Raw genomic sequence first — 25,922 nt, forward strand, 5'->3', positions numbered from 1 at the left:
CTATCGAAACACCAAACCGATTAGTTTTGAAACCTTGTAAATGGGAATGGTTATCATTTAGAATCAATCTAACGAATCGACGAACACCAACGGCAAGCATGACGAACATGACACGCTCTTCCACGCTTAGCCTGCGCCGCCCCGCGGCAGCGGCACTGACGACCGGTCGTCCCGCCAAATCGATGACGGCGTCGCCTGCGGAACGCCATGCAGCCAACGGCAACGACGCAGCGCCGGCCACAGCAGAAACGTCGGAGCGCGTGTTGCGCAGCGATGCGCTGCTTCAGGGCCGCAGTCATGTGAGCATCATGCACAACGGCGAGACGTATCAGTTGCGCGCAACGCGACTGGGTAAACTGATTCTGACGAAGTAACGAATGCCGCAGTAAAGATTGATTGAGTACCGGGTATTGTGGGGACCACCTCCCAGAGAGGTGTTGGGCACTAGCCAGCCACGACGGCTTGCACGCGAGATCTAGACCCCTTCGTGCAGACACCAAGCCAGCCGTCGAAGCAAGCCAGGCCGTTTTTTTTGGTTCTCACCGCGACGTATGCGCTTATGAATCGCGCAACGTTCATGAATGATGAAAGCGAAGCCGTGCAGATGACATCGTCTGCGCGGCTTCTGTGTTTTGGGGGCGTACGGAACCGTCAGCGCAATTCGAGCGCGGCAATGCCCGCGCGTGCAATCGCCGTGTCCTGCTCCGACTTCACGCCCGACACGCCGATCGCGCCCACCGTCTCGCCTTCCACGACGATGGGCACACCGCCTTCCACGAAGGCGGCGAGCGGCGCACTCAGAAACGCGATGCGCCCCTGCTTGATGACGTCTTCGTAGACCTTGGTTTCGCGGCGCCCGAGCGCGGCCGTGCGCCCTTTCGCGGTCGCCATGTCGACCGTGCCGGGCGCCGCGCCATCCATACGGTGCAGATGCAGGAGATGACCGCCGTCGTCGAGAATCGCGATCGTCACGGTCCAGTGATTCGCCGCCGCATGCGCTTGCGCAGCGGCGGCTATCTTGCCGATGTCTTCGTCGGTCAATACGGGTTTGGTTCTCACGGGCGCCTCGCTCGGATACGCGGCGCGCCGCCGATCAATGTGCCGGCCAGTACCAGAACATCAGCCACCACGCGCTATCGACGACGGCCAGTGCTGCCATGAACCATACCACCGACAACGCGCGCTGGAAAACCCGCGCCGTGTAGCGGCGCGTCACGAGCCACGCGAGCCACGCGCTCCACGCATTCGAAATCACGAGAATCGCGATGCGCACGTCCGACGCCCAATCGAGCGGCACATGTTCGGCCTTCAGCAGCGACAGCGTCGTCGCCGACAGACCGAGGAACACACCGGTGCCCGCAATCGGAATCAGCGCTTGCGCAAGATGATGCAGGCGCGTCCTGTCGAAGCGCCCCAGCATGCGGGTCGCGCCCGCCAGCAACGCGAGCAGCGCCGTGCCGTAGACCACGCCCGTCGCGAGGATGTAGGCGATGATCATCGTGCCGTCGAGCCACGAGAACACGTCGTTCTGTTCCGGATAATGCGTGAACAGGAACCACGGCGCGTTCGTGTCGAGCGGCCACATGATGTCGTGATCGATAAGCCATGTCGCAAGCGATTGCTTGACGTCGATGAACCACGGCGAGCCCGTCCAGTGGAACGCGCCGATCGCGATGCCCAGCAGGCCATAGAGAATCAGCGCCGTGTCCCAGGCGCTCGCCTGCTTGTCGCCGAGATTCACGACTTCCGACGACGGCTTGCGCCACGTCAACGCAATCGCGTCGCGGTGCCCGCTGCAGCGGCCGCACATATGGCAGGCGGAGGCGCCCTCCATCTTGCGCAACGGCACGAGCGGCGCGCAGTTGATGGGGATCACGCGATGCCCGTGTTCGCCTTCCTTGTACGACCGGCGCCACGCGTCTTCGTCGACCTTGTAGTGGAACGGCGCGAGGCGCGCCAGAAGCGAAAAAACCCCGTTGACGGGGCACAGGTACTTACACCAGACACGCTTCTCTCGACCGTACAACAACCCGATGATCATCGCGGCAAAGGTCGATCCGCCTAACACCAGCAAGACCGCTTTCGGATACTGATAGACGCTGACCATCTGACCGTAGATCGTCGTCAGACCGAAGGCGACGAACGGCCAGCCGCCCCAGCGCATCCAGCGCGGGATCGCCCAGCCTCGTCCGTATTTGCTGGCGAACTCCGCGAGCGCGCCTTCGGGGCACAGCACGCCGCACCAGACGCGCCCGAGCATCACCATCGACAGCAGCACGAACGGCCACCAGATGCCCCAGAAAACGAACTGCGCCGCGAGCGTCAGGTTGTTCCACAGATGCGCGGTGTCGCCCGGCAGTTCGGTGAATGCGGGCACGAGAATCAGGAAAGCGTAGACGGCAACGACGACCCACTGGATGCCGCGGATGGCAGCGCCGTGGCGCTGCATCCAGTTGCCGGCTTCCGCAAGCCGGCTGCGGCGATTTGCGACTACCGTCGTCATGCCGCGCGCCCTGCCGCCTGTTGCGCGGGAACGCGCTTCGAACGGCGGATCAGATACCACACGAAGGCCCAGTAGAGCGCATACGTGATCAGGTTCATCAGCGCCGGATGCGCGCGATAACCCGTCAGCGTCGCGACCAGCGAGCCGAACGTGCTGGAGTCGTCGAGAATCATCGACGTGTTCCATATGCGATCGACGATGGTCGGCAGGATTTCCTTGTCGATCAGCTTGTCGACGCCCGTCTGGAACAGCCCCGCGCCGAGGAACAGCAGCATGATTTCGGTGACGCGGAAGAACAGGCGCCACGAGAAAATCTTGCCGCCCAGCTGCAGCAGGTAAAACGTCACGAATGCGAGACCGAGGCCGAGCAGCACGGCAATGATCTGGTCCATGCCGACGTGGCCCGACTGGCCGAAGCCCAGGCCGTACAGGAAAATGACCGTCTCGCTGCCCTCACGCGCGATCGCCAGCGCGACGAGCACCGCGACACCCCACCAGTTCGCGTTCTGCGTGCTCTTCTTCAGCGACTGTTCCATGTCGCGCTTGAGCGTGCGCCCGTGCGACTTCATCCAGATCACCATCTGCACGATCAGCACGCAGGCGATCAGCACCATCGCAGTCTGGAAATAATCCTGCGCATCGCCGGATAGCACCTCGGTGAAGCCGACCAGCGCCGCGCCCAGGCCGATCGCGGCCAGAATGCCCGCCGCGACGCCCGCCCACAGATACGGCAGACCGTGACGCGCCTGTTCGTCGCCGTTCTTCAGCCACGCGTACAGAATGCCGACGACGAGCAGCGCCTCGACGCTTTCCCGCCAAACGATGAACACTACCTGACCCATCGAAACCTCCAACCACTTCAGTGGACGCCACGCGTCCGTATTACGGCCCGTGCTGCCGCGACGTCACTTGGCGACGATCACGCCCTGCGCCTGCTGATGGAAATCATCAAAGAACTTGTAGGTGCCGGGATCGAGCGGAGCGATCACCACCACCGATTCGGCGCCCGGCGCCAGAACCTTTTCCTTGCGCAACTCGACGCTTTCGAACTCCGCCGCGCCCTTGCCCGTGTTCTTCACTTCGATCCGGATGCGCTTGCCCGCAGGCACTTCGATACGCGCCGGCGTCAGCTTGCCGTCCGTCATTTCGAGCTTGAACGTCACGGCTTCCTCGGCGGCGTGCGCCGCGCCGAAGAACGATGCCGCCATCGCGAGAACGGCAAGCTTCTGATTGACTCTCATGCATCCTTCCTAAAAATGCGGCGCGCTCTCACGCGCCGCTCATTGCCGCTCGTCACGGCATCAGGGATCGCGATGCGATCGACACCGATCAGTAACCGCCCTTCTTGCCGATGCCCGCGAACGTGAAATCGTATTCGAGCGTGAACGGCTTGAACCACGGGCCCACGCCCGTTTCCTTGTCGACGTGACGGCCGAACGCCATGTGGCCTTCCTGCATCGGCGGTTCGACGATCAGCTTCAGGTGATACTTGCCCGGGCCGGCAAGCTTGACGTTGTCGCCATAGTGCGGACCGTCGTCGGCAACCATCGCCATCAGGTCGCCCTTCTGGTCGTAGTTCGAACCCGGCTTCGTCAGTTCGTAGTGCACTTGCAGATAAGGCATCCAGTCACCTTCTGCGAACCCGGTCGGATTCTTCTTCACTGCATGGATGTCCGCTTCGAGGTGCACATCGGAATCCGACGCCTTGCGCATCATGCCTTCCGGATCCATCGTGATCGGCTGCAGATAGACCGCGCCGACTTCCATCCCGCCTCGGATCTGCTGCTTGCCGATCGGATATTCAGCGGCCGACGCCGACATCGCGGCAACGGCAGCGAGGGCAACTACTCCGCCGCTCAAGATTGACGAAACGCGCATTGAAACTCCTTTGGTTTTTTTAGACTGAAGCAACGAAAAGCCGAACTCGGAAAGGCGCGTTGAAGAGGTCTCGCAAGCGCGTGGTCTTCACGTCTTTCACGAATTGTCCGATACCGTCAACGCGATTGCGAAAGCACTAACGAACGGTAATGCGAACCATTCTCAATACTTGAATCAGTTTATCACTGTTCGATGGGAGAGACAAATGCGAAAGCGTCGAAAGCCTTGCTGCAACAGGGTCTTACGGGAAGCTTAAGAGCCGTTTTCGCGGTGTTCCCGGCGGGGCGCCGCAATGGCATTGCGGCTGAACTGGAGCGAGGAGACATGGCACGACATGCGCGGCGGCAAAGCGCCGCGCCCCGTCGCCTTCCCGCAACGGCTGGAACGCGGACGAGAGCTAGTCCGTGCCCGTCAGATGATCACCGACATTCGCGCCGAACACTCGCTCGCGCAGCAACGCGAGCTGGTCGCGCACCTGAGCCGCTTTTTCGAATTCGAGATTTTTCGCGTGCTCCATCATCTGCTTCTCAAGCCGCTTGAGCTCCTTGGCGAGCTGCTTTTCGGACATGTCTTCGAACTTCGCACGAACCTGCTGCTCTTTTAGCTCAGCGCGCGCTTCATCGACGTTGTAGACGCCGTCGATAATGTCCTTGATCCGCTTCACCACGCCGCGCGGCACGATGCCCATCTTCTCATTGAACGCGATCTGTTTCGCGCGCCGCCGCTCGGTTTCGTCGATCGCGCGTTTCATTGAGTCGGTAGTCTTGTCGGCGTAGAGGATCGCCTTGCCGTTCACATTACGTGCAGCCCGGCCGATGGTCTGGATCAGCGAACGCTCGGCGCGCAGGAAACCTTCCTTGTCGGCATCGAGAATCGCGACGAGCGACACCTCGGGAATGTCCAGACCTTCGCGCAGCAGGTTAATCCCGACCAGCACGTCGAAGGTGCCCAGGCGCAGATCGCGAATGATTTCGACACGCTCGACGGTGTCGATGTCGCTGTGCAGATAGCGCACCTTCACGCCGTGATCGGCGAGAAACTCCGTCAACTGCTCGGCCATGCGCTTGGTCAACACCGTGACGAGCACGCGGTCGCCCGCCTTCACGCGCTCGTTGATCTCGGCCAGCACGTCGTCGACCTGCGTGCGCGCCGGCCGCACTTCGATTTCCGGATCGACGAGGCCCGTTGGGCGCACGACCTGCTCGGCCACCTGCCCCGACGTCTTCTTTTCATAATCGGCGGGTGTCGCCGACACGAACACGACCTGCCGCATCTTGCGCTCGAACTCGTTGAACTTGAGCGGGCGATTATCGAGCGCGGACGGCAGCCGGAAACCGTAGTCGACGAGATTCTCCTTGCGTGCGCGGTCGCCGTTGTACATGCCGTTCAACTGGCCGATCAGCACGTGCGATTCGTCGAGGAACATCATGGCGTCGGTGGGCAGATAGTCGACCAGCGTCGGCGGCGGCTCGCCGGGCGCGGCGCCCGAGAAATGCCGCGAGTAGTTTTCGATGCCCTTGCAGAAACCCAGTTCCTGCAGCATTTCCAGATCGAAACGCGTGCGCTGCTCGAGCCGCTGCGCTTCGACGAGCTTGCCATCGCCGTAGAAGAATTCGAGGCGGTCGCGCAACTCGGACTTGATGGTCTCGACGGCGCGCATCACCGTCTCACGCGGCGTCACATAGTGCGACGACGGATAGACGGTGAAACGCGGAATCTTCTGCCGCACGCGGCCCGTGAGCGGATCGAACAACTGCAGCGTATCGATTTCGTCGTCGAACAGTTCGACGCGCACGGCCATTTCCGCATGCTCGGCAGGGAAAATGTCGATCGTGTCGCCGCGCACGCGGAACGAACCACGCGCGAAGTCGGCTTCGTTGCGGTTGTACTGCATGGCGATCAGGCGCGCGATGATGTCGCGCTGCCCCATCTTGTCGCCGGTGCGCAGCGTCAGAATCATCTGGTGATATTCCGACGGATTACCAATACCGTAGATCGCCGATACCGTCGCGACGATCACGACGTCGCGCCGTTCCATCAGGCTCTTGGTGGCCGACAGACGCATCTGCTCGATGTGCTCGTTGATCGACGAGTCCTTTTCGATGAACAGATCGCGCTGCGGGACGTACGCTTCCGGCTGGTAATAGTCGTAGTACGAGACGAAGTACTCGACGGCGTTACGCGGGAAAAACTCGCGAAACTCGGAGTACAGCTGCGCGGCGAGCGTCTTGTTCGGCGCGAAGACGATGGCCGGCCGGCCCAGCCGCGCAATCGTGTTCGCCATCGTGTAAGTCTTGCCGGAGCCCGTCACGCCGAGCAGCGTCTGGAACGACAGACCGTCCTCGACGCCTTCGACCAGCGTGTCGATGGCCGTCGGCTGATCGCCGGCGGGCGGATACGGTTGATAGAGCTGGAACGGGGAGCCCTCGAACGTCACGAATTTGGATTCGTCGAGAGCGTCGTGGACTTCACTCAGATGATGTTCGGACATGGAAGCGGCACCTCGGCCGGGAGCAAACGACTATTCTAGCGGTTTGCGTACAGGCGGGCTGACGCCTCGCCGGACGCCCGGGACGCGGCCGCCGCATGTCCGCTGCTGCGCCCGGATTGATGCGGACGCGGCATGAAAACATCGCCAGATCGCTGTTTTCATTGCAAATTAATCCCCTCGCGGGCCGCGCCGATGTCAAAAAACCCGGTGAGATTCGTTACAATGGCACGTTGCGCGCCAGCGCGGCCGTCGGTCGAATGCGTCGCCGGAACCTTAGTTCAGGACTTTCCGCCGCAATTGCCGAACCCGGTCGCCGCACGGCGCATCGGTTCCTGGCTGCATCCCAAGTGTTCCCTCTTTTCACTACTGCCGAATCATCATGTCTCTGTTCTCCGCTGTCGAACTCGCTCCCCGCGACCCGATTCTGGGCCTGAACGAAGCTTTCAACGCAGATACGCGCACGACCAAGGTCAATCTTGGCGTTGGCGTGTATACCAATGAAGAAGGCAAGATTCCTCTGCTGCGCGCCGTGCGCGAAGCAGAAAAGGCACGCATCGAAGCGGCATTGCCGCGCGGCTATCTGCCCATCGAAGGTATTGGCGTCTATGACGCAGCCGTGCAGAAGCTGCTGCTCGGCAACGATTCACCGCTGATCGCTGCTGGCCGCGTCGTCACGGCACAGGCGTTGGGCGGCACGGGCGCGCTGAAGATCGGCGCGGACTTCCTGAAGCGCGTCAACCCCGCATCGAAAGTCGCGATCAGCGATCCGAGCTGGGAAAACCACCGCGCGCTGTTCGAAAGCGCGGGCTTCGAGGTCGTCTCGTATCCGTACTACGACGCGAAGACGCACGGCGTGAATTTCGAGGGCATGCTGTCCGCGCTCAACAGCTACGAGGCGGGCACGGTCGTCGTGCTGCACGCGTGCTGCCACAACCCGACGGGCGTCGATCTGACGGTCGACCAGTGGAAGCAGGTGGTCGAAGTCGTGAAGGCGCGTGCACTCGTGCCGTTCCTCGACATCGCCTACCAGGGCTTCGGCGACGGTATCGATGCCGACGCCGCCGCGGTGCGCCTGTTCGCGCAATCGGAACTGAACGTGTTCGTGTCGTCGTCGTTCTCGAAGTCGTTCTCGCTGTACGGCGAACGCGTCGGCGCGCTGTCGATCATCACGGGCAGCAAGGAAGAAGCGGCGCGCGTGCTGTCGCAACTCAAGCGCGTGATCCGCACGAACTACTCGAACCCGCCGACGCACGGCGGCGCGGTTGTCGCTGCCGTGCTCGGCTCGCCGGAACTGCGCGCGACGTGGGAAACGGAACTGGGCGAAATGCGCGACCGTATTCGCGCGATGCGCAACGGTCTGGTCGAGCGTTTGAAGGCAGCCGGCATCGACCGCGACTTCAGCTTCGTCAACGCGCAACGCGGCATGTTCTCGTACTCGGGCCTGACGGCTGCGCAAGTGGACCGTCTGCGCGAAGAGTTCGGCATCTACGCCGTCAGCACGGGCCGCATCTGCGTGGCTGCGCTGAACACGCGCAACCTGGACGTGGTGGCTAACGCGGTTGCTGCTGTCCTGAAGTAAGCCTTGTCAGCGAGACGGCTTGACGTCGTCTCCTACTGCTTGCAATTGAAAAGGCGCTCGTTTCGAGCGCCTTTTTTCATGTCGTCGACGTGGAGAATGCGCTCAACGCAAGTCGCGATGAATGTCGTGCGTGACGAAGGCTGCATCGTTGTTGGGCATATCGAGCCAGCCCGGCTGCGCAAGCGAATTGCGGATGTCTTCGAGGCCGCTTTCCCAGTGCTGGCGCATCGTCGACAAACCGAACTGAAAGTCCTTGTAGTGGCCTTCGTATTCCTTGTTGCCGTAGATCAGGTGAATGATGTTGTAGCGCTTCGAGCACGATAGCTCTTCGGCGAGCTTGCACCATGGATCATTGCGATGTTCGGGCGACACGCGATCGAGCACTTCGCGCAGCACATGCCGAAAGCGCTGCGTGCGCTGCATCGTGTCCGTGACGAGACGCGTTCGGCTCGAATACTGAATGTCCTTCATCCGGCCCTGGACATCGGTGATGTTGTCCGGCACGGGACCCAGCGCGCTCCACAAGTCCACCTGAAACGCGAGCGTGTCGCGGCGCGGACTGGCTTGCGCGACCTCGTATAACGGCGTGTTCGACATCAGTCCGCCGTCCCAGTAATACTCGCCGTCGATCTCGACGGCTCCGAAACCCGGTGGCAACGCGCCCGATGCCATGAAATGCTCGGGCTTCAGCGTCTGATGCGCATTGCTGAAATAGGCGAAGTTGCCCGTATGCACATTCACGGCGCCAACCGAGACATGCACTTCCTTCGAGTTGATCCGGTCGAAATCGCATAGCTGCTCGAGCGTCGCTTTGAGCGGCGTGGTGTCGTAGTAGCTCGCGAGTTGGGGCGGAACGGAAACCGCCGGCAATGGCGGCGGAAAACGCGGTGTGAAAAAACCCTTCTGCCCGTCGACGAGTGCGCCGACTGCCTGCATCGCGGTGAACGCCTTGCGCACCGTGTCGGTCGAATTGAAGAGAGCCTGCTCGACGGCGGGCGGCATGGGCGGACCAAAGGCCGGCTGACAGATGGTCTCCCAGAACTCGCGCAATTTCTCGACGCGATGCTCGGGCGCATTGCCTGCAATGATCGCCGTGTTCAGCGCGCCAATTGAAATGCCCGCCAGCCAGTTGGGCAGGATGCCAGCCTCGTCGAGCCCCTGATAGACGCCCGCCTGATAGGCGCCGAGCGCGCCGCCGCCTTGCAGCATCAGCGCGATGGTCTCGTACTGGGGCAGCGCCGCGTGATGACTGGCGCGAACGCCGGGCGCCGTGCCCGCCTGCCCGCTTTCGCCCGCGCCGGCGCCGCCTGCGCGTGCCCGCTTCACACTGCGTTGTGAATCGCGTTGCGCCATCATCACCCTCCTCGCTTATTGCGCGCTTGTTGCGGGTTTATTGCGGGTTTATTGCATATACCAGCCGTGACTTACGATGAACGATTGGCCCGTGAGCGCGGCCGTCGGGAACGACGACAGGAACAGCACCGTCTGCGCGACGTCTTCGACCGTAGTGAAAATGCCGTCCACCGTGCCGCCGAGCATCACACGCTTGACCACTTCTTCCTCGCTGATGCCCAGTTCCTTGGACTGTTCCGGAATCTGCTTGTCGACGAGCGGCGTGCGCACGAAGCCCGGACATACGACATGCGAGCGCACGTTATGTTTCGCGCCTTCCTTGGCAAGCACGCGCGCAAGGCCTAGCAGCGCATGCTTGGCCGTCACGTAAGCCGACTTCAGCGGCGAAGCTTCGTGCGAGTGCACGGAGCCCATGTAGATCACGATGCCGCCGCGATCGTCCTTGTACATGTGCTTGAGCGCGGCTTTCGTGGTGAGGAATGCGCCGTCGACGTGGATGGCCTGCATCTTCTTCCAGTCCGAGAACGAGTAGTTCTCGATCGGATTAACGATCTGAATGCCGGCGTTTGAAATCAGGATATCTACTGAGCCGAGCTCGGCCGCCACCTTGTCGATGCCCTGGTTCACGGCGTCTTCATTTGTGACGTCCATCGCGACGCCGAGCGCCTTGCCGCCCGCCTTGTTGATCTCTTCGGCGACGGCGTTCGCGCCGTCCTGGTTCAGGTCCGCAATCGCGACGGCCGCGCCCGCCGCCGACAGCGTCAATGCGATCTGCTTGCCGATGCCGCTCGCCGCGCCCGTGACGACGGCAACCTTGCCTTTCAGACTATCGTTAGATGACGACATCCAGAACCTCCATGCAGTTGATTGAGCAATGACAACATGGCGCGCAGCCACCGTAAAGCTGGCCGAATGGCATATGCCGTCCGGTCTATTGTTGCACTGCGGCCGACTCCGCTATTGTGCATGAAGCAACGCGAACTACACACCCAAAGGCACGTGTTCCCGAATCGGATTAATGTGTGGGGTTCCGGCTATGACATTCACAAAAGGAGATCTGCATGAACTACCGACGTCTCGGCCGTTCCGGCCTGCAAGTCAGCGAGCTGTCCATCGGCTCATGGGTGACTTACGGCAATCAGGTGGACCGGCGCGCCGCGCGGGAATCGCTCGCGGCCGCGCGCGACGCGGGCGTGAATTTCTTCGATAACGCCGAGGTCTACGCGGGCGGCAAGTCCGAGCAGATCATGGGCGAAGCGCTAAAAGAACTGAACTGGCCGCGCGTGAGCTACATCGTCTCGACCAAGTTCTTCTGGGGGCTCAACGAAGCGCCCAACCAGTACCACACGCTCAACCGCAAGTATCTGCTGAACGCGATCGATCACTCGCTCAAGCGCTTACAGCTCGATTATGTCGATCTCGTGTTCTGTCATCGTCCCGACCCGAACACGCCCGTCGAAGAAACCGTGTGGGCGATGAGCGACATGATCACGCGCGGCAAGGCGCTCTACTGGGGCACATCTGAATGGAGCGCCGATGAAATTCGCGCGGCATACGAGATTGCCGAGCGGCATCATCTGCACAAGCCCGTAATGGAGCAGCCACAATACAACCTGTTCCATCGCAAGCGCGTCGAGCAGGAGTATCGCCGGCTGTATGAAGACATCGGCCTCGGCCTCACGACGTGGAGCCCGCTCGCTTCCGGTCTGCTTACAGGCAAGTATCGCAACGGCGTGCCTGCCGGCAGCCGCGCAGAACTGCAAGGCTACGACTGGCTGCGCAAGGAACTGACCGACTCCGGCAAGAACAGCGTGGTCGGCCAGCTTGGCGAAGTCGCTGACGAACTCGGCTGCACCATCGGGCAACTGGCGCTCGCGTGGATCCTGACGAATCCGAACGTCAGCACGATCATTACCGGCGCATCGCGTGTCGAGCAGATCGCGGAAAACATGAAGGCGCAGGACGTCGTCGCGCAGATCACGCCGGAGCTCAAGGAGAAGATCGAAGCCATCGTCGGCGACGGCTATCAGTGACCGTTGGACCCGCTGCGCGGGCCGCACGAACCATGCATGCGGCCTGCCGCGGCGAATGGGCGCCGAGTTGGAGGGCGAGTTGGCGGCGGGCGGGTCGGTCCGCTGGCGTACCTCGCGTACAATACGCAGCCCCGACGTTCGACCCCGCGGCCGCGCGACCGGAAGCCGAGGCACGGCGCTTTGCGCAATGTTTTCATCGGCATTCGTCCCGTGCGGCGACCGCCTAATTCGCTTCTTCACTAGCGCCTTCATCGCCATGCTCAGTTACCGCCACGCTTTCCACGCAGGCAACCACGCCGACGTCCTGAAACACGCTGTCGTCGTGCAGCTGCTGCGCTACCTCGGACAAAAGGACAAGGCGTACTGGTACATCGACACGCACGCGGGCGCAGGTGTCTATTCGCTGAAGGAAGGCTACGCGACCAAGACCGGGGAGTTCGAAACGGGCATTGCGAAACTGTGGAATCGCAAGGATTTGCCGCCCATGCTGGCGGACTATGTCGAGGAAGTGTCCGCGCTGAATGCCGACGGCGAATTGCGCTACTACCCGGGCTCGCCTTATCTCGCGTGGCGCCTGATGCGCGAGCAGGACCGCATGCGTCTGTTCGAATTGCACAGCACCGAGATCGACGTGCTACGTCACAATTTCCGCGACGCAGGCCGTCGCGCGATGCTCTTCGCGGGCGACGGGTTCGATGGCATCAAGCCGCTCCTGCCGCCTGCGCCGCGTCGCGCGCTCGTGCTCGTCGACCCGTCGTATGAAGACAAGCGCGACTACGGACGCACGCTGAATTGCGTCGAAGAAAGTCTGAAGCGGTTTGCGACGGGCACGTATGCGGTCTGGTATCCGCAAGTCGCGCGACCGGAATCACAGCGCTTTCCCGAGCAGTTGAAACGGTTGCAGGACAAGAACTGGCTACATGTTTCGCTGACCGTCAGCAGCCCGCCAAGCGATGGCTTCGGACTCTTCGGCAGCGGCATGTTCATTCTCAATCCGCCTTACACGCTGGCGAAGATGCTGAAGGAAACGCTGCCGTGGCTCGTCGAGGTGCTGGGCCAGGACAAGGCCGCGCAGTTCAAGATCGAGCATCGCGGCGATTGAACTGCTCAACAGGCTGGCCCGTTGGGCGTGCGGCTACTTGACCTGTTCGGCCGCCTTGCGAGCAAAGTCGTTCGTATAGGTCGCCTTCAGGTCGACCTTCGACGCGTCGAGCCGCGTATCGAATGAAGCGAGCGCGCGCAGCGCCGTAGGCGGTCCGTCAGCCGGCATCAGGCCGTCGGGCGAATAGGCTTCACGGACATTGTGGAACGCGTCGATGTATAGCGCCTTGTCGTTGAGCAGATAGGCGGGCGGCACCATCTTCACGATGTCGTCATCGCTCGCCGTCTGAAGCCAGCGGTCCGCGCGCACGATTGCATTCGCCAACGCCTGTATCGTCTTCGGATTCTTCTGTATGAAGCTGTCCGGCGCGTAGAGCGTCGCCGCGGGCATCGTCCCGCCGAACACTTCCTGCGTGCCCTTCACGGTGCGTGTGTCGACCAGCACCTTGATATCGCCCGAGCGTTGCAGCTTCGTCATCATCGGGTCGACATTGGACAGCGCGTCGACCTGCCCGTTGCTCACTGCGGAAATCACCGTCGCGCCGCTGCCTACGCCGATCACCGAGATATCGCTGCGTTGCACGCCGACCTTGCGCAACGCGACGGTCAGCACGAGATCGGTCGATGAACCGGGTGCGCTCACACCCACCTTCGCGCCTTTGAAATCAGCCAGCGACTTCAGCGTGTCAGCTTTGCTTTTCGTCACCGCGACGGCGATCTGCGGCGCGCGCCCCATCAACGCGAATGCGCGGTAGTGCTGGCCTTTTGCCGCCATGAAGATTGTGTGCTCGTATGCGCCCGCGCCGACGTCCGCGCTGCCGCCCACTACTGCTTCGAGCGCCTTTGATCCGCCCGCGAAATCCTCGAGCGTCACGTCCAGCCCTTCGTCCTTGAAGAAGCCCAGTCGAGAGGCCGTCAGTACCGGGAGATAGTAGAGACCCGGCAGGCCGCCGACCGCCATGGTGAGCGCCGGCTTTTCGGGCGTTTCCTTCGCGGTGGCAGGGTGCACTGCAAGTGCCAGCAGCGCCGCGCACGCACTTGCGGCACGACGAAACCAGAGGTCGCGCATTCGTTGTCTCCTGTTTTGTTCGAGTTGTTCGTCTCGCTGCGTGGGACGCGTGCAAAGCACGCCCCGGGCAATGATCGCGCAGCGATTGTCGTCTGAGGACGTAGTGTGCGCCATGCGCCGAAACCCGAATGACGCGAATCGCCGCGCCAGGCTGAACTATTGCGAATGCGGCACGTATCGCGGCCGCGGCTGCGGCGTCGACGGATTCGGATACGGTGGCTGCGTGGCGCCCGGCAACTGGATATACGGCGCCACGATGTAAGGCGGCGCACCGTTGGGCGCGAGTTCCTCGGGCGCGGCAATCGGTTGTGCCTCGACGATGCGGCTGTGCGACAGCGGCCCTGTCGTCAGGATAGTGCCGCTCTGGCCGTCGCTGATGCCACCTTGCGTGTCGAGAACCAGCGGTGGCCGGCTCGTCGGCGAGGCGGCGAATGCCGTCGATGCCGCCCCGAGCAGCGCGACCGCCGCAGCGGATCGCAGAAGATGAATCATGTGGTCTGAAAACATGAGCGCCCCGGAATGTTTGTAGGAATGCCGGTTATCGCGAAAACATCATACCTTACCGCGGCACAGGTATTTGAGCTAGTCGCCGGCGATCAGCGTAGCGCAATCCATCGGCTCCAGATGTGACAAAGCCCCGCATGACGGGGCTTGATCTTGCAAACCGGGGCTCGCCGCGCACGGATGCCGCGCGAGCCGGGGCGAAGGACTTACAGCGAGTAGCCGCTGGTTTCGAGCGCGCGGATACGCTGTTCGAGCTGGACGATATCCGACGATGCTGCCAGGTAAGCCTCACGACGGCTACGTTCAGCCGTTTCAAACCAGTTGCTCAGCTTTTCGATGACAAATGCAAACATGATGAACTCCAAGGATCAGTTAAGAATCCCCGGTGAATTGGGCATCAGGGATTTCCCGTAGAAGGGTTAACCCGGATTATAGTCTTCTGGTGCAACCTTGCCAGTGAATTGCACGAATGACGTGCATTCCGTTTTGGAATGGTGCATGTTAATTTCACAGTCAAACCGTTGATTTCCAGTATATTTTTCGAGATCCGTCGAAAAATCGCCAGATCAATGCACTGTTTTAGCACCACATTAGTGCAAAAATCGAGATTGCTCACAACGTTGCGTCACTGTTTTTCAATGCCCGTGACAATGCGGCGCAGTCGGCGGCGCAGTCGGCGTCGAATCCGCGGCGGCAAGGCTTTCGATAATCGGACAATCCGGACGGTCATCGCCGTGGCAATGATCGGCAAGATGCGCGAGCGTGTCGCGCATCCCGGTCAATTCGGCGATACGGCGGTCCAGTTCTTCAACGTGCTCGAGCGCAATCGACTTCACCTCCGCGCTCGCACGCGACCGATCGTTCCACAGTGCAAGCAGCTTGCGGATGTCCTCGACCAGAAATCCCAGACGCCGCGCCTGCCGGATAAAGCGCAGAGAATGGATCTCCTGCGATCCGTAAACCCGGTATCCCGCCTGCGTACGCTCTCTCGCCGCGATCAGCCCGACGCTCTCGTAATAGCGGATCATTTTCGCCGTCACGCCCGACGCGCGGGCCGCTTCACCAATGTTCATCGCTCGTTCCCCAATCTGCCTTCAAGATATGTTGCATGATTCTTGACCTTCCCACAGTGGGAAGGTCAATCATGTAGTTGCCGGTCGACAGGCATAATTCAACCGTTGCAGGACTTATCAGCTAAAGGACAAGCATGAGCATCGAATTCAAGGTAGAAGGCATGAGCTGCCAGCATTGCGTCGCCGCCGTCACGCGCGCCATCCAGGAGCAGGACGCAGCCGCGCAGGTCCAGGTCGACCTGTCGGCCGGCAAGGTCGCCGTCCAGTCGGGCGCATCCGTCGACACGCTGAAGGCCGCCATCGACGAAGCCGGCTACACGGTGGTCGGCGTCGGCGGCAACTGAGTGGGGAACACGCGCATGTTCAAGGTGGCCGTCATCGGCGCATCGGGTTTGCTGGGACGCGCGATCGTCGGCGAACTGACCCGGCAGCCGGACTGGCGAGTCGTGCAGACGACCTTCAGCCGGCCCTTCGGGCAAAGCGTCACGCTCGACATTCGCGATGCCGGCGCCGTCGCGCAGTTCGTCGATCGCGAGCGGCCTGACGCGCTCGTCATCGCGGCAGCCGAGCGGCGTCCGGACGTGTGCGAGCACGATCCGGCGCTCGCGCGTGCGCTGAACGTGGATGCCGTGCGCGCGATCGCATCGGCGGCGCGGCGGCACGGCGCGTGGGTGCTGTCCATTTCCACCGACTACGTGTTCGACGGCACACAGCCGCCCTATCGTTACGACGCGACGCCGTCGCCGATCAACGCCTACGGACGCAGCAAACTGGAGGGTGAGCAGGCGCTCGCCGAATCGACCGATTTCGGCTGCGTGCTACGTTTGCCGCTGCTGTTCGGACCGATCGTCGACTGGCAGGAGTCGGCTGTGACGAGCCTCGTGCCCGCGATTGCCGCGTCGGCTCGCACGGCTTCGTCCGAAGGGAAAGCCGCCGTGATGGATGCGTGGGCGATCCGCTATCCGACATATACGCCCGACGTGGCCGTCGTCGTGCGTCAATTGCTGGAGTGGCACGCGCGCGACGAAGCGGTGTGCGGCACGGTGCAGTGGTCCGGCGACGAGCCGATGACGAAGTACGACATCGCGCAGCGTCTCGCCAGCGCGCTGCGGATCGACGCGCAACTGACACCGCAGCACACGCCGACGGACGCGACGCCGCGCCCGCACAACTGTCATCTCGATTCGACGCGGCTCGAAACACTCGGCATCGGCCGGCGCACGCCATTCGATACGGCGATTCGCGACGTGCTCGCGCAATTTCCGTGGCGCGGTTAGCGGCGCATCGAGCGCGAGGAAGTCAGTGGAAGTCGCGGCTCATCGATTGCAAACCGCCCAGCAGATGCGACATATCGACGAGCCGTTGCGCCACCAGGTGCCGCACCTCGCCTTCGCATTGCCACGTGCCGTAGACGGCGAGCAGCGATGCGCCGAGCGCTTCTTTCCTTTGTCTTTCCAGCAAACTCGGCCAGATGATCACGTTGACGTTGCCCGTCTCGTCCTCGATCGTCACGAACAGCACGCCCTTCGCCGTTCCCGGCCGCTGTCGCACGGTGACGATGCCACAGCCGCGCGCAAGCCTGCCATTGCGATAGTTTCGCAACGTCGACGCGGGCATCAGACGCTGTTCCAGCAACGCGGGCCGCAGCAGCTCCAGCGGATGACGGCCGAGCGTCAGTCCCACCGAGCGGTAATCGGCGACGATGTCCTGCGCCTCCGACGGCGCGCCGAGTTCGGGCGTCTCGTCCTGAACGCCGGCAACCGACAGCATGTCCTTGTCGGGCACGGCAGCCACCGAATGCCACAACGCTTCGCGCCGGTTGCCTGCCAGTGAAGTCAGCGCGTTTGCATCGGCGAGCACGTGCAGGTCGTGCCGGTTGAGTTGCGCGCGGCGCGCGAGATCGTGAACGCTTGTGAATGGCCGCACAGCGCGGGCATTCTCGATACGCTCCGCTGCGCCGTCTTTCATGCCGCGCAGCAGCGACAGGCCGAGGCGAACGGCGGGACGCGCGCGGCCCTCCACCACTTCGAGCGACGAGTCCCAGCCGCTGATCGTCACATCGACGGGCAACGCGATGACGCCATGGCGTCGCGCGTCCTGCACGAGTTGCGATGGCGAATAGAAACCCATCGGCTGGCTGTTGAGCATCGCGGCGAGAAACGCCTCGGGCTCATGGCATTTCAGCCAGCTGCTCGCATAGACCAATAGCGCGAAACTCGCCGCGTGGCTCTCTGGAAAGCCGTATTCGCCGAAGCCTTTGATCTGCTCGAAAATCGCCTCGGCAAAACTCTGCTCGTAGCCACGCTCGCGCATGCCGTTGACGATGCGGTCGTAGTATTTTTCGAGCCCGCCTTTGCGCTTCCACGCAGCCATCGCGCGACGCAACTGATCGGCCTCGCCCGGCGTGAAGCCCGCCGCGAGAATCGCGACCTGCATCACCTGCTCCTGGAAGATCGGCACACCAAGCGTGCGCTCGAGCGCGACTTTCAGTTGCTCGCTCGGATAGCTGACGGGTTCGAGCTTCTGCCGACGCCGCAAATACGGATGCACTGCGCCGCCCTGAATCGGCCCTGGCCGCACGATCGCGACTTCGATCACCAGGTCGTAGAACGTCTTTGGACGCAGACGCGGCAGCATGCTCATCTGCGCACGCGACTCGATCTGGAACACGCCGACGGTATCGGCGTTCGAGATCATGTCGTAGGTCGCTTTGTCTTCGGGCGGAATGTGCTGCATCTCGAAGCGCTCGCCAATGCGGTCCGATACGAGATCCAGCGTGCGCCGGATCGCCGACAGCATGCCGAGCGCGAGCACATCGACCTTCAGCAGGCCGAGCGATTCGAGATCGTCCTTGTCCCACTCGATCACCGAGCGATCGGCCATCGCCGCATTCTCGACGGGCACGAGCCGCGTGAGCTTGCCGCGGCTGATCACGAAACCGCCCGAATGCTGCGACAGATGGCGCGGAAAGTTGAGCAGTTGCGACGCAAGCCGCGCCCACGCCTGGATCAGCGGCTTTTCCGGATCGAGTCCCGACTCTTCGAAGCGCTTGAGCAGATCGTGACTCGTATCGAACCATTGATGCGACTTCGCGACGGTATCGACGATCTGCGGATCGATGCCGAGCGCCTTGCCCGTTTCGCGCAATGCGCCGCGCGGCCGGTACGTCGACACGGCCGCCGCGATCGCCGCGCGGTCGCGTCCATACTTGCGATAGATGTACTGGATGACCTCTTCGCGCCGTTGATGCTCGAAGTCGACGTCGATGTCGGGCGGCTCGCCGCGCTCCTTCGAGATGAAGCGCTCGAACAACATGTTGCCGCGCGCCGGGTCGACCTCGGTGACGCCGAGGCAATAGCACACGGCCGAGTTGGCCGCCGACCCGCGTCCCTGACACAGAATGTGCTGGCTGCGCGCATAACGCACGATGTCGTAGACAGTGAGAAAGTATGGCTCATAGCCGAGATCCGCGATCAGCGCGAGTTCGTGCTCGATCTGTTCCTGCACGTTGAACGGAATGCCCGAGGGAAAGCGGTACTGCGCGCCGATATAGGTTTCCTGGCGCAGATAGGCAGTCGCCGTGTAGCCTTCCGGCACGAGCTCGTCGGGATATTCATAGCGAAGTTCGTCGAGCGAAAACGCGCACCGCGACAACACGCTGATGGTCTCGCGTATCGTATGTTCGGGATACAGATTCGCGATGCGCAAGCGCGAGCGCAAATGCTGCTCGGCATTCGGCGCAAGCTCGTAGCCGCATTCATGCACCGTCCTGCCGACGCGGATCGCCGTCATCGTGTCCTGCAATGGCTTGCGCGAGCGCACATGCATCACGACGTGACCCAATGCGACGACGGGCACGTTCTGCTTCTCCGCGACATATTCGAGCGCGCCGCGATGAATGTCGTCCATCGCGCGCTGATGCAGCACGAGCCCGGCCCATGCACGGCCGGGAAACGTCTCGTCGAGCCATTCGATCTGCGCTTCGAGCACCGCTTCATTCGCGGGAAAATCAGGCACGAGGATCGCAAGGCAATCGGGCATGCCGCGCAAATGCGCATGCTCGCGATCGGGCCGCGACAGATCATGCGGCGTGAGGCGATATTCACCCTTCGGCGCGCGGGTGCGTGCGAGCGTGATCAGCTCCGAAAGATTGCCGTAGCCCTCGCGATTCTGCGCGAGCAGGATCAGCCCGAACGCGGGGGTACCGTCGGCGTTGCGCAACTGGAAGTACGAACCGATCACGAGCGGCAAGCCCGCTTCCTTTGCCGCGACATGCGCACGCACGACGCCTGCGAGCGAACATTCGTCGGTAACGGCGAGTCCTGAATAGCCGAGCTGAAACGCGCGCTCAGCGAGTTCTTCCGCATGCGACGCCCCATGCAGAAACGTGAAGTTCGAGAAACAGAACAGCTCGGCGTAGGCCGGCAAGGCGTTGAACGTCGTATCCATCGCGCGTCATCCGAACAGACCGTGCAGGAACCAGCGCGGTTCCTCTTCGGCATCGCGGCTGCTGACGCGCTCGTAATAAACCCAATAGCAGCTACGGTCTTCGCCTTGCATGACGAAATAATCACGCGTGACGAGCGCGCCATCGAACCAGCCCGCTTCGATGCGCTCACCCGGCGATACCATCTTCAACGGCGAGCCATAAAACGGCCGATGCTGGCGCATGAGCAGACGCACGGGCGTGGCCAGCATCCATGTCGGGCGCGGCAAGCCTTTGGGCAACTCCATTTTCTTTTCCACGTGATTGATCGACACCCAGCGGTTCGCGATTTCAGGCCGGTAATCGGCCGTCGGCGCGGGACGCAGCACGTTCTCTTCGCCATTGCGCGCGATCAGCAGTTCGATCAGCCGCGCGTGATCCGCCGGTGATCCACCCGGCTGAGGGAACAGTTGATCGGTGGCGGGCATGGCTGCGTCGACCTTCGATGCATCGAGCCGCACCACGATGGCAGGCGCCTCCAGCGTGAGACGATGCAACCGCTCCTTCACAAGACGCAGCAGATGATCTTCGCGCCACGCGGCCTCGCCCAAGGCGATATCGATCGACGTCGGCGCCATGGCTTCGCGGCCGCGCTCATGCTCGAATGACAGCGTGATCGCCGTCACGGCCAGCTGTTTCGCGCACAGCCAGCCGCACAACTGCACGATCAGCCGATGCGCGGCAAACACAGCGCCGTCCGCATGCTCCAGACGATCGGGCAATTCGAGGCGCGCGCTGAACGTGGGCGGCAGCTCGAGCCAGTCGAACAGTTCCGGCGCGGTGCCGAACGCGCGATCGAGCGAATCCAGCAGATGCTCGCCACAGCGCCGCTGCAGGCCCGCGCGCGGCAAACGGCGGACGTCTGCAATCGATTCGCAGCCAAGACCGCTGAACCAGTCGGCAAACGAACGGATTTCCGGTACGGCGAGCATCGGCAGCGGCTCGAGCACGCGCTCGAGCGATGCGAGTTTCAGCACGCGCCGGTTACCGTGTTTCGCCAGCAGCCATGCGCCCTGCCCGGTCGGCGCGGCGCTGATGCGCGCCGTCAGACCGAGCGCGTCGAGAATCGCCTTCGCCTGACGGCACAACGGCAACAGGCCGCCGAAAAGCCGTAGGCTCCCGCCGACTTCGACGAGCACCGTCGCTTCGTCGAGCAGCGCGACGTCGGGCGAAAACTTCATCAGCGCGATGCCGACCTCGCGTTGCGTGGCGTTCTCACGTGCGATGTCGCGTTCGTACAGCAGCGTTTCCGGCGACACCGTCAACACGCCACCGCGCTTCATCCCGAGCCGCACGCCCGCTGCACGGGCCGCGCCGTCGGCGATCGCGACCTTGTCTCTCTCCAATACCGCGCTGCCGTGCCCGGGCTCAGGCGACCACCTCGGTCGAAAAACTTCGAGCGACAACTTCGGCAAGTGGACGGCGAGAAAGACGCGCATGACGGGAAAACAGAACGGGGGTGGGTTGAAGAGGAATCGATAGAGGCTCCGCGCGTGTTGGGCCTCGTCGTTTCACGATGTCGACCATCAGACCATCGGCCGAAGGTCGCAACGCCAGCCGCAGTAAAGCCGGCGATGAGTCCTGAGCCGAGGCGAGCGGCCGGACCATGATGAAAAGCGTCTCGGAAGACTGCGCCGCCAGATGCAGACGACGCAGCGATGACGCCTGCGCATGTTGCGCCCACAAGATGACTGCGCCGCAAGTGCCGGCGCGCAGAATCTGCTCGGCGGACCAGAAGGCATCAGAGCTTTTGGGCGCTTTGACCTGCAACAGCCTGTCGAGCGAGAGCCCGATGTAATCGAGGCCCAGTCCATCTGGAATATGCGGCGGCTGGACCAGCGCGATGGGACGATCACCCAGTGAGCTCAATGCAGGCCGCAGCAGGCGCATCTCACCCACTCCCGGCACCTGAACCAGCAAGTCGACCAGCGCACCGATGGGCCAGCCACCGCCGGGCAACTCGGTAGATAGCGCGGGATAGCCGGTGTCGAGCGTGCGCCGCCCGCCGCGTGCGAGCTGCGAGGCTCGCCATAGCGATGGGTGAATCTCTTCGGCACGCGTGGCTGTGGATGACATCGGCGTAGGAAAATACCTGTATATTTATACAGTATCCTACACGGAAATTGACAAGGGAATGGCGCCCTTTTTGGGAAGAGGGTTTGAGTTTTCTTAGGACTTAAGAGGCTGGTTTGGTGGTAAGTAAGACATTTCGTCGGATGTTTTGTTGGTTTGGTTTTAGCGCAGATTGACAAAACGACGATCGCTGATCGTGCTGCCGATCAACATGTCCAAGGGACGGAAATGGAAGGGATCGATGTGCTGGCGTAGACCCATCAGCAAAACAGCCGATGCGGTCAGATGGAGCAGTGGGTGCTGCGAAGCTACGCAAATGACGCCCGGCGTCAGCGTACGTTTGGCAAGAGGGAATGAGGGGATATCACGAAACCGCTCATTTCGCGAAGGCCTATCGCGGATGCCAGCACAGAGGCAAGCGGCGGACGCCACTCGAAGGCGCAAATTGCGCGCCCCAAACGCCAAGACCCCGCTTTTGAGGGCGGGGTCTTGTCTTGGGTAAGGAGCCTGACGATTACCTACTTTCACACGGGCAATCCGCACTATCATCGGCGTGGAGTCGTTTCACGGTCCTGTTCGGGATGGGAAGGGGTGGTACCGACTCGCTATGGTCATCAGGCATGACGGGTTGCTGCGTCGCGCGGGAGGTTGGGTAACCTGGTCGCGCCACAGCCAATCGGGAAGAAGCGTAAAGAGGGTATGGGGTTGTGTTGTTTCTGGCACAACACCGATCTCAACCTGATGCGTAAAACACACCGGTTATAGGATCAAGCCTTACGGGCAATTAGTATCAGTTAGCTTAACGCATTACTGCGCTTCCACACCTGACCTATCAACGTCCTGGTCTTGAACGACCCTTCAAGGGGCTCGAAGCCCCGGGGATATCTCATCTCAAGGCGAGTTTCCCGCTTAGATGCTTTCAGCGGTTATCTCTTCCGAACATAGCTACCCGGCGATGCCACTGGCGTGACAACCGGTACACCAGAGGTTCGTCCACTCCGGTCCTCTCGTACTAGGAGCAGCCCCCTTCAAATATCCAGCGCCCACGGCAGATAGGGACCAAACTGTCTCACGACGTTTTAAACCCAGCTCACGTACCTCTTTAAATGGCGAACAGCCATACCCTTGGGACCGGCTACAGCCCCAGGATGAGATGAGCCGACATCGAGGTGCCAAACACCGCCGTCGATATGAACTCTTGGGCGGTATCAGCCTGTTATCCCCAGAGTACCTTTTATCCGTTGAGCGATGGCCCTTCCATACAGAACCACCGGATCACTATGACCTGCTTTCGCACCTGCTCGACTTGTCGGTCTCGCAGTTAAGCACGCTTATGCCATTGCACTATCAGCACGATTTCCGACCGTACCTAGCGTACCTTCGTACTCCTCCGTTACACTTTGGGAGGAGACCGCCCCAGTCAAACTGCCCACCATGCACTGTCCCCGACCCGGATCACGGGCCAAGGTTAGAACCTCAAACAAACCAGGGTGGTATTTCAAGGACGGCTCCACTGAAACTAGCGTTCCAGCTTCATAGCCTCCCACCTATCCTACACAGATCGGTTCAAAGTCCAATGCAAAGCTACAGTAAAGGTTCATGGGGTCTTTCCGTCTAGCCGCGGGGAGATTGCATCATCACAAACACTTCAACTTCGCTGAGTCTCGGGAGGAGACAGTGTGGCCATCGTTACGCCATTCGTGCAGGTCGGAACTTACCCGACAAGGAATTTCGCTACCTTAGGACCGTTATAGTTACGGCCGCCGTTTACCGGGACTTCAATCAAGAGCTTGCACCCCATCATTTAATCTTCCGGCACCGGGCAGGCGTCACACCCTATACGTCCACTTTCGTGTTTGCAGAGTGCTGTGTTTTTATTAAACAGTCGCAGCCACCAGTTTATTGCAACCCCTTCACCCTTCGCCCGCAGGGGCGTCAAGCTACAGGGGCGTACCTTATCCCGAAGTTACGGTACCAATTTGCCGAGTTCCTTCTCCCGAGTTCTCTCAAGCGCCTTAGAATACTCATCTCGCCCACCTGTGTCGGTTTGCGGTACGGTCAATGTGAAACTGAAGCTTAGAGGCTTTTCCTGGAACCCCTTCCGATTGCTTCGCTTCCGAAGAAGCTCGCGCCACGCCCTTGAATTCCGTGCCCGGATTTGCCAGAGCACCTTCTCCAACGCAGCGACCGGGACTTCCAACACCCGGACAACCTTCCGCGATCCGTCCCCCCATCGCATTTCACACTGGTGCAGGAATATTGACCTGCTTCCCATCAGCTACGCATTTCTGCCTCGCCTTAGGGGCCGACTCACCCTACGCCGATGAACGTTGCGTAGGAAACCTTGGGCTTACGGCGAGGGGGCCTTTCACCCCCTTTATCGCTACTCATGTCAGCATTCGCACTTCCGATACCTCCAGCACGCTTTTCAACGCACCTTCGCAGGCTTACGGAACGCTCTCCTACCATGCGTGCAATGCACGCATCCGCAGCTTCGGTATATGACTTAGCCCCGTTACATCTTCCGCGCAGGACGACTCGATCAGTGAGCTATTACGCTTTCTTTAAAGGGTGGCTGCTTCTAAGCCAACCTCCTGACTGTTTTAGCCTTCCCACTTCGTTTCCCACTTAGTCATATTTGGGGACCTTAGCTGGCGGTCTGGGTTGTTTCCCTCTTGACACCGGACGTTAGCACCCGATGTCTGTCTCCCGTGATTGCACTCTTCGGTATTCGGAGTTTGCTATGGCGAAGTAATCCGCAATGGACCCTTCAACCATGACAGTGCTCTACCCCCGAAGGTGATACACGAGGCACTACCTAAATAGTTTTCGGAGAGAACCAGCTATTTCCAGGTTTGTTTAGCCTTTCACCCCTATCCACAGCTCATCCCCTAACTTTTCAACGTTAGTGGGTTCGGACCTCCAGTACGTGTTACCGCACCTTCATCCTGGCCATGGATAGATCACCTGGTTTCGGGTCTACACCCAGCGACTGAATCGCCCTGTTCGGACTCGCTTTCGCTACGCCTGCCCTAATCGGTTAAGCTCGCCACTGAATGTAAGTCGCTGACCCATTATACAAAAGGTACGCCGTCACCCCTTGCGAGGCTCCGACTGTTTGTATGCATGCGGTTTCAGGATCTGTTTCACTCCCCTCCCGGGGTTCTTTTCGCCTTTCCCTCACGGTACTGGTTCACTATCGGTCGATCACGAGTATTTAGCCTTGGAGGATGGTCCCCCCATCTTCAGACAGGATTTCACGTGTCCCGCCCTACTTGTCGTACACCTAGTTCTTCCTCACTGTTTTCGCCTACGGGGCTATCACCCACTATGGCCGCACTTTCCAGAGCGTTTGGCTAACAACGAAGATAAAGAGTACAGGCTGGTCCCATTTCGCTCGCCACTACTTTGGGAATCTCGGTTGATTTCTGTTCCTGCGGTTACTTAGATGTTTCAGTTCACCGCGTTCGCTTCACATGGCCTATGTATTCAGCCATGGATACTCCATAAGGAGTGGGTTTCCCCATTCGGATATCGGTGGATCAAAGCTCGTTTGCCAGCTCCCCACCGCTTTTCGCAGGCTACCGCGTCCTTCATCGCCTGTGATCGCCAAGGCATCCACCACATGCACTTGTTCGCTTGACCCTATAACGGGTGTGTCTCGTCGTGTTGCCACGCCAGACTCACTCGCTACAGGTTGAGTATTCGCGTTGTGCCGTATTCCAGGTTCGTCTTTCGATGAACTCAAAAAATACATTGATACAATCACAACCCTGATT

Annotated in this window: 21 protein-coding genes and 2 rRNA genes; 6 read left to right on the forward strand and 17 right to left on the reverse strand. The window is 61.1% G+C overall.

Features of this window, described 5'->3' with window-relative positions:
• Positions 1-98 precede the first annotated feature (98 nt).
• A complete protein-coding gene (gene hemP / locus C2L66_RS10330; RefSeq protein WP_060600231.1) occupies positions 99-374 on the forward strand; it encodes a hemin uptake protein HemP in 276 nt (91 codons plus the stop codon).
• Positions 375-651: 277 nt separating this feature from the next.
• Here hemP and C2L66_RS10335 read toward each other — a convergent pair whose 3' ends face one another.
• The 6 genes from C2L66_RS10335 to uvrB form a co-directional block, all read right to left on the reverse strand.
• Complete coding sequence (locus C2L66_RS10335; protein ID WP_054930112.1) at positions 652-1,059, reverse strand: GlcG/HbpS family heme-binding protein; 408 nt, start codon at positions 1,057-1,059, stop codon at positions 652-654.
• Between the two features lie 34 nt (positions 1,060-1,093).
• Positions 1,094-2,503 carry a 4Fe-4S binding protein gene (locus C2L66_RS10340; protein WP_054930111.1) on the reverse strand — a complete coding sequence of 470 codons (1,410 nt, stop codon included), beginning with the start codon at positions 2,501-2,503 and terminating at the stop codon, positions 1,094-1,096.
• A complete protein-coding gene (locus C2L66_RS10345) occupies positions 2,500-3,345 on the reverse strand; it encodes an FTR1 family iron permease (protein ID WP_060600230.1) in 846 nt (281 codons plus the stop codon). Before C2L66_RS10345 ends, C2L66_RS10340 begins: the two co-directional genes overlap by 4 nt.
• 63 nt (positions 3,346-3,408) lie before the next feature.
• On the reverse strand, positions 3,409-3,744 hold the full coding sequence (locus C2L66_RS10350) for a cupredoxin domain-containing protein (RefSeq protein WP_054930109.1): 336 nt from the start codon (positions 3,742-3,744) through the stop codon (positions 3,409-3,411).
• A gap of 88 nt (positions 3,745-3,832) precedes the next feature.
• The gene (locus tag C2L66_RS10355) at positions 3,833-4,381 is read right to left on the reverse strand and encodes an iron transporter (RefSeq protein WP_054930108.1); all 549 of its coding nucleotides are present in this window, start codon (positions 4,379-4,381) and stop codon (positions 3,833-3,835) included.
• Between the two features lie 397 nt (positions 4,382-4,778).
• Complete coding sequence (gene uvrB, locus C2L66_RS10360; protein WP_054930107.1) at positions 4,779-6,872, reverse strand: excinuclease ABC subunit UvrB; 2,094 nt, start codon at positions 6,870-6,872, stop codon at positions 4,779-4,781.
• A 379-nt stretch (positions 6,873-7,251) separates the two neighbouring features.
• Here uvrB and C2L66_RS10365 point away from each other — a divergent pair, with 379 nt between their 5' ends.
• Entirely contained in the window at positions 7,252-8,451 is a 1,200-nt protein-coding gene (locus tag C2L66_RS10365; RefSeq protein WP_036004205.1) for an amino acid aminotransferase, read from the forward strand.
• A gap of 102 nt (positions 8,452-8,553) precedes the next feature.
• Here the strand turns inward: C2L66_RS10365 and C2L66_RS10370 are convergent, their stop codons facing one another.
• Positions 8,554-9,804 (reverse strand): DUF3734 domain-containing protein, encoded by a 1,251-nt coding sequence (locus tag C2L66_RS10370; protein WP_054930139.1) that lies wholly within the window; start codon positions 9,802-9,804, stop codon positions 8,554-8,556.
• Between the two features lie 48 nt (positions 9,805-9,852).
• Positions 9,853-10,650, reverse strand: coding sequence for a 3-hydroxybutyrate dehydrogenase (locus C2L66_RS10375; RefSeq protein ID WP_054930106.1), 798 nt, complete (start codon positions 10,648-10,650; stop codon positions 9,853-9,855).
• 215 nt (positions 10,651-10,865) lie between these two features.
• Between C2L66_RS10375 and C2L66_RS10380 the strand changes: the two genes are divergently transcribed.
• Both C2L66_RS10380 and C2L66_RS10385 read left to right on the forward strand, forming a co-directional pair.
• Positions 10,866-11,837: a potassium channel beta subunit family protein gene (locus tag C2L66_RS10380; protein WP_060600228.1), complete on the forward strand. Its 972-nt coding sequence runs from the start codon at positions 10,866-10,868 to the stop codon at positions 11,835-11,837.
• A 256-nt stretch (positions 11,838-12,093) separates the two neighbouring features.
• On the forward strand, positions 12,094-12,939 hold the full coding sequence (locus C2L66_RS10385; protein WP_060600226.1) for a 23S rRNA (adenine(2030)-N(6))-methyltransferase RlmJ: 846 nt from the start codon (positions 12,094-12,096) through the stop codon (positions 12,937-12,939).
• Between the two features lie 33 nt (positions 12,940-12,972).
• On the opposite strand, the gene C2L66_RS10390 is transcribed toward C2L66_RS10385, so the two are convergent.
• The 4 genes from C2L66_RS10390 to cueR all read right to left on the reverse strand — a co-directional run bounded on the left by C2L66_RS10390 (position 12,973) and on the right by cueR (position 15,584).
• A complete protein-coding gene (locus tag C2L66_RS10390) occupies positions 12,973-14,007 on the reverse strand; it encodes an ABC transporter substrate-binding protein (RefSeq protein ID WP_060600225.1) in 1,035 nt (344 codons plus the stop codon).
• A gap of 156 nt (positions 14,008-14,163) precedes the next feature.
• Positions 14,164-14,514: a superantigen-like protein SSL4 gene (locus C2L66_RS10395; protein WP_060600223.1), complete on the reverse strand. Its 351-nt coding sequence runs from the start codon at positions 14,512-14,514 to the stop codon at positions 14,164-14,166.
• Between the two features lie 203 nt (positions 14,515-14,717).
• A complete protein-coding gene (locus C2L66_RS10400; RefSeq protein ID WP_082624892.1) occupies positions 14,718-14,864 on the reverse strand; it encodes a DUF3563 family protein in 147 nt (48 codons plus the stop codon).
• Between the two features lie 282 nt (positions 14,865-15,146).
• Positions 15,147-15,584, reverse strand: a complete 438-nt coding sequence (cueR, locus tag C2L66_RS10405) for a Cu(I)-responsive transcriptional regulator (protein ID WP_054930101.1) — start codon at positions 15,582-15,584, stop codon at positions 15,147-15,149.
• A gap of 134 nt (positions 15,585-15,718) precedes the next feature.
• Here cueR and C2L66_RS10410 point away from each other — a divergent pair, with 134 nt between their 5' ends.
• Together C2L66_RS10410 and C2L66_RS10415 are read left to right on the forward strand one after the other, a co-directional pair.
• Entirely contained in the window at positions 15,719-15,928 is a 210-nt protein-coding gene (locus tag C2L66_RS10410) for a heavy-metal-associated domain-containing protein (RefSeq protein WP_060600222.1), read from the forward strand.
• A 15-nt stretch (positions 15,929-15,943) separates the two neighbouring features.
• Entirely contained in the window at positions 15,944-16,861 is a 918-nt protein-coding gene (locus C2L66_RS10415; protein WP_060602567.1) for a dTDP-4-dehydrorhamnose reductase family protein, read from the forward strand.
• 22 nt (positions 16,862-16,883) lie between these two features.
• Here the strand turns inward: C2L66_RS10415 and C2L66_RS10420 are convergent, their stop codons facing one another.
• The 5 genes from C2L66_RS10420 to C2L66_RS10440 all read right to left on the reverse strand — a co-directional run bounded on the left by C2L66_RS10420 (position 16,884) and on the right by C2L66_RS10440 (position 25,788).
• The gene (locus tag C2L66_RS10420; RefSeq protein WP_060600220.1) at positions 16,884-20,033 is read right to left on the reverse strand and encodes an error-prone DNA polymerase; all 3,150 of its coding nucleotides are present in this window, start codon (positions 20,031-20,033) and stop codon (positions 16,884-16,886) included.
• Positions 20,034-20,039: 6 nt separating this feature from the next.
• Positions 20,040-21,509 carry a Y-family DNA polymerase gene (locus tag C2L66_RS10425; protein ID WP_176056947.1) on the reverse strand — a complete coding sequence of 490 codons (1,470 nt, stop codon included), beginning with the start codon at positions 21,507-21,509 and terminating at the stop codon, positions 20,040-20,042.
• Positions 21,439-22,146, reverse strand: coding sequence for a translesion DNA synthesis-associated protein ImuA (gene imuA / locus C2L66_RS10430; RefSeq protein ID WP_082433775.1), 708 nt, complete (start codon positions 22,144-22,146; stop codon positions 21,439-21,441). Before imuA ends, C2L66_RS10425 begins: the two co-directional genes overlap by 71 nt.
• Before the next feature lie 502 nt (positions 22,147-22,648).
• Positions 22,649-22,762 (reverse strand): 5S ribosomal RNA (rrf, locus tag C2L66_RS10435).
• 144 nt (positions 22,763-22,906) lie between these two features.
• Positions 22,907-25,788 (reverse strand): 23S ribosomal RNA (locus C2L66_RS10440).
• Positions 25,789-25,922: the final 134 nt, after the last annotated feature.

Source organism: Paraburkholderia caribensis (genome assembly GCF_002902945.1).
Taxonomy (GTDB): Bacteria; Pseudomonadota; Gammaproteobacteria; order Burkholderiales; family Burkholderiaceae; genus Paraburkholderia; species Paraburkholderia caribensis.

Bases quoted from the DNA above. Each gene is read 5' to 3' on its own strand.
- hemP (WP_060600231.1), top strand. From the start codon at position 99: ATGACGAACATGACACGCTCTTCCACGCTTAGCCTGCGCCGCCCCGCG.
- C2L66_RS10340 (WP_054930111.1), bottom strand. From the start codon at position 2,503: ATGACGACGGTAGTCGCAAATCGCCGCAGCCGGCTTGCGGAAGCCGGC.
- C2L66_RS10345 (WP_060600230.1), bottom strand. From the start codon at position 3,345: ATGGGTCAGGTAGTGTTCATCGTTTGGCGGGAAAGCGTCGAGGCGCTG.
- C2L66_RS10350 (WP_054930109.1), bottom strand. From the start codon at position 3,744: ATGAGAGTCAATCAGAAGCTTGCCGTTCTCGCGATGGCGGCATCGTTC.
- C2L66_RS10355 (WP_054930108.1), bottom strand. From the start codon at position 4,381: ATGCGCGTTTCGTCAATCTTGAGCGGCGGAGTAGTTGCCCTCGCTGCC.
- uvrB (WP_054930107.1), bottom strand. From the start codon at position 6,872: ATGTCCGAACATCATCTGAGTGAAGTCCACGACGCTCTCGACGAATCC.
- C2L66_RS10365 (WP_036004205.1), top strand. From the start codon at position 7,252: ATGTCTCTGTTCTCCGCTGTCGAACTCGCTCCCCGCGACCCGATTCTG.
- C2L66_RS10370 (WP_054930139.1), bottom strand. From the start codon at position 9,804: ATGGCGCAACGCGATTCACAACGCAGTGTGAAGCGGGCACGCGCAGGC.
- C2L66_RS10375 (WP_054930106.1), bottom strand. From the start codon at position 10,650: ATGTCGTCATCTAACGATAGTCTGAAAGGCAAGGTTGCCGTCGTCACG.
- C2L66_RS10380 (WP_060600228.1), top strand. From the start codon at position 10,866: ATGAACTACCGACGTCTCGGCCGTTCCGGCCTGCAAGTCAGCGAGCTG.
- C2L66_RS10385 (WP_060600226.1), top strand. From the start codon at position 12,094: ATGCTCAGTTACCGCCACGCTTTCCACGCAGGCAACCACGCCGACGTC.
- C2L66_RS10390 (WP_060600225.1), bottom strand. From the start codon at position 14,007: ATGCGCGACCTCTGGTTTCGTCGTGCCGCAAGTGCGTGCGCGGCGCTG.
- C2L66_RS10395 (WP_060600223.1), bottom strand. From the start codon at position 14,514: ATGTTTTCAGACCACATGATTCATCTTCTGCGATCCGCTGCGGCGGTC.
- C2L66_RS10400 (WP_082624892.1), bottom strand. From the start codon at position 14,864: ATGTTTGCATTTGTCATCGAAAAGCTGAGCAACTGGTTTGAAACGGCT.
- cueR (WP_054930101.1), bottom strand. From the start codon at position 15,584: ATGAACATTGGTGAAGCGGCCCGCGCGTCGGGCGTGACGGCGAAAATG.
- C2L66_RS10410 (WP_060600222.1), top strand. From the start codon at position 15,719: ATGAGCATCGAATTCAAGGTAGAAGGCATGAGCTGCCAGCATTGCGTC.
- C2L66_RS10415 (WP_060602567.1), top strand. From the start codon at position 15,944: ATGTTCAAGGTGGCCGTCATCGGCGCATCGGGTTTGCTGGGACGCGCG.
- C2L66_RS10420 (WP_060600220.1), bottom strand. From the start codon at position 20,033: ATGGATACGACGTTCAACGCCTTGCCGGCCTACGCCGAGCTGTTCTGT.
- C2L66_RS10425 (WP_176056947.1), bottom strand. From the start codon at position 21,509: ATGCGCGTCTTTCTCGCCGTCCACTTGCCGAAGTTGTCGCTCGAAGTT.
- imuA (WP_082433775.1), bottom strand. From the start codon at position 22,146: ATGTCATCCACAGCCACGCGTGCCGAAGAGATTCACCCATCGCTATGG.